The organism is Roseovarius sp., from assembly GCF_018066915.1.
Lineage (GTDB): Bacteria > Pseudomonadota > Alphaproteobacteria > Rhodobacterales > Rhodobacteraceae > Roseovarius.
In genome coordinates, this window is the sequence record NZ_JAGPVV010000329.1 from 1 (window position 1) to 2,964 (window position 2,964).

3 protein-coding genes are annotated in these 2,964 nt (G+C 64.4%); all 3 read right to left on the reverse strand.

Annotation, left to right across the window (positions count from 1 at the left end; translation table 11 throughout):
• Positions 1-340, reverse strand: a 340-nt coding sequence (locus KBT70_RS18420; protein WP_296637632.1) for a PaaI family thioesterase, incomplete at its 3' end; no start/stop codon positions are given.
• Positions 337-1,359, reverse strand: a complete 1,023-nt coding sequence (locus tag KBT70_RS18425) for a phosphotransferase family protein (protein ID WP_296637634.1) — start codon at positions 1,357-1,359, stop codon at positions 337-339. The genes KBT70_RS18420 and KBT70_RS18425, both read right to left, overlap by 4 nt.
• On the reverse strand, positions 1,356-2,963 hold the full coding sequence (locus KBT70_RS18430) for a long-chain fatty acid--CoA ligase (RefSeq protein ID WP_296637635.1): 1,608 nt from the start codon (positions 2,961-2,963) through the stop codon (positions 1,356-1,358). The genes KBT70_RS18425 and KBT70_RS18430 overlap by 4 nt, the downstream gene beginning before the upstream one ends.
• Position 2,964 lies beyond the last annotated feature (1 nt).

Genomic DNA, 2,964 nt, shown 5'->3' on the forward strand with positions numbered 1-2,964 from the left:
CTTCTGCGAAATAGGTGGATTTGCCGCCGCCCGTGCGCCGCGCCTCGGCAATCAGCCGCGCGCCGGTGGCCTGCCCCAGATAATTGACCGTCAGCGACAGGGTGAGCGCCATCTGCTGCTGCTCCGGGTCGCCGGTGTAGCACCCGGCAAAACCCATGGCGGTATCGAGCATGGTGGCGTGGATGCCGCCATGGGGCAGACCCTGACGGTTCATCAGGTAGGGCTCCAGCGGCAGTTCCAGTCGGGCAAAGTCTTTGGACCAGGCAATGAGGCGATAGCCGAGATGGGTCTGCAGCGCCGAGGGCGGTTCGAGGAGGTTTGGGTCGATGTCCTGGGTCATGTCTTGTCCTTGGTCGCGATAAGGCCCGCGCGGGCGAAGTCGGGCACATACTCCCCGAGGCGCAGGCCGCGTGCGGGGTCAGAGGCATTGCCATCCAGCGCACGTTTCTTGACGCCTTGCAGGATGGCCGCCATGCGGAAATAGCTGAAGGCGATGTAGAAATGGAACCCCTCGATCGGCGCAATCCCGCGCCGGTCGCAATAGCGGGCGATAAACTCCGCATCTGACCAGAGACCAAGTGCTGCGCGGTCCACACCCGCAAGGCCGCGCCCCTCTGTGGTGGCGGGCATCGACCATTGCATGATCACGGCGGCAAGGTCGGCGTAGGGGTGGCCGAGCGTGGATAGCTCCCAATCCAGCACGGCGACGCAGGCGGTGCCATGGGGTTCAAAGAGCAGATTGTCGAGCCGGTAGTCGCCATGCACCAGCGTGCGTTGCCCGTCATCGTCGGGAATATGCGCATCGAGCCACGCCATTAGGGCAATCATGTCGGGCAGATCATCGGTGGCGGTGGCGGTATATTGCGCGCACCAGCGATCCACCTGACGGCGGTAGTAATTGCCGGTGGGGCCATAGTCCGTGAGGCCGGTTTGCACCAGGTCAATGTCATGGATGGCGGCCAGAACGCGGTTCATCTCGTCGATGATGGCGTGGCGTTCGGGCGGCGTGAGGCCGGGCATCGCGGGGGCGTCAAAGGTGCGGCCCTTGACCTCGTCCATGATGTAAAAGGGCGTGCCGATGACACGCTCATCCTCGCACAAAAGGTGCATCCGGGCGACCGGGACCGCCGTATTCTCAAGCGCGCGCTGCACGCGGAATTCCCGCTCGACCGCATGGGCGGATTTCAAGAGCACGCCGGGCGGTTTGCGGCGCAGGACGTAACTGCGCGTGGGAGTCATCAAGCGGTAGGTGGGGTTGGATTGCCCGCCGCTGAATTTCTGCGCGGTAAGCGGCCCCGCAAAGCCCGGAAGATGCGCGGCAAGCCATGCCGCGACGGCGTCTGTATCAAGCCCGCTCATGCGCTGTCCCCGCGCAGGTCGGGGTGGATGTAGTCGGCGAACTGGTCGCGTAGTGTCATTTTCGAGACTTTGCCGGTGGCGGTCAGCGGCAGCGCCTCGACCCAGAGCAGATCGTCGGGCAATTGCCATTTGGCAAAATGGGTTTCCATATGGGCGCAGATCTCTGACAGTGCGGGGCGGTCTTGGCCTGCGGCCACGGCCACCAAGACGGGGCGTTCATCCCATTTCGGATGCGGCACGGCGATCACGGCGCAGGCGGCGATGCCGGGATGCGAGAGGGCAGCGTTTTCCAGATCAATCGAGCTGATCCATTCGCCACCTGATTTCACCAGATCCTTGGAGCGGTCGCGGATCGTGAGCCGCCCCTCGGGGCCGACCGAGGCGACATCGCCCGTGCCAAACCAACCCTCGCTATCCATCGCGGCGCGGGTGGCTTCTGGATTCTCGAAATAGCCACTGATGACGGTATTGCCGCGAATGAATAGCTCGCCCGCCGCCTGCCCGTCATGCGGCAGGCGTTTGCCCGCGTCATCCACGATCTTGTACTCCACCCCAAAGAGGCGACGCCCGGCGCAGCATTTGGCGGCGATGCGTTCGGCCAGCGGTGCCGCTTGCAGCGCGGGGGACAGCACGCCGTAAGCGCCGATAGGGCTGGTTTCGGTCATGCCCCAAGCCTGCGAGACCACGACGCCGCGTGTCTCATAGGCCTCGATCATCACGCGCGGCATGGCAGAGCCACCAACCACCAGATCGGCAAAACCTGTGGGGATGCGCCCCTGTGCCTTGATTTCCGCCAGCAACCCCGCCCATACCGTGGGCACACCCCAGGCGGAATAGACCCACTCGGCGTCCATCAGACGAAATAGACTGGTCCCGTCAAGGTTTGGCCCCGGCATCACCAGCGTCATGCCGGTGAGTGGGGCGACATAGGGCAGCCCCCAGGCGTTGACGTGAAAGAGCGGCACCACAGGCAGCACGCGGCCCCCTGCGCGAAAGCTGGAGGTCTGGCAGAGCGGCACTTGCAGCGCATGCAAGAGCGTGGAGCGGTGGGTATAGAGCGCGCCCTTGGGGTTGCCAGTCGTGCCGGAGGTGTAGCACAGACCGGCGGCGGTCTCCTCAGCGAATGTGGGCCAGTCAAACTCGGTCGGCTGCGCCGCCAGCAAATCCTCGTAGCAGAGCGCGTCAAAGGTGCAGTCGGGCATATGCGCGCGGTCGGTCAGGATGACAAAACGCAGGCTTGGCGGCAGATCAGGCAAGAGCGTCTCGATCAGCGGCACGAAGGTGAGATCGAGGAACAAAAGCCGGTCGCCCGCATGTCCGATGATATAGAGCAATTGCTCGCGCGAGAGGCGCGGGTTGAGGGTATGGCACACCGCGCCGATGCCCGAAATCCCGTAATAAAGTTCGAAATGCCGGTGGCCGTTCCACGCCAGCGTGCCGATCCGGTCCCCCGGTTCCAGTCCAAGTGCCGTGAGCGCCTGTGCCAGTTGCGCCGCCCGCGCCAGCGTTTGCGGATAGGTCTGGCTGTGCAGATCGCCCTCGACCCGCGCCGACACGATGCCTTCGGTGGCATGCGCCTCGGCGGCGTGCAACAGGATGTCGATG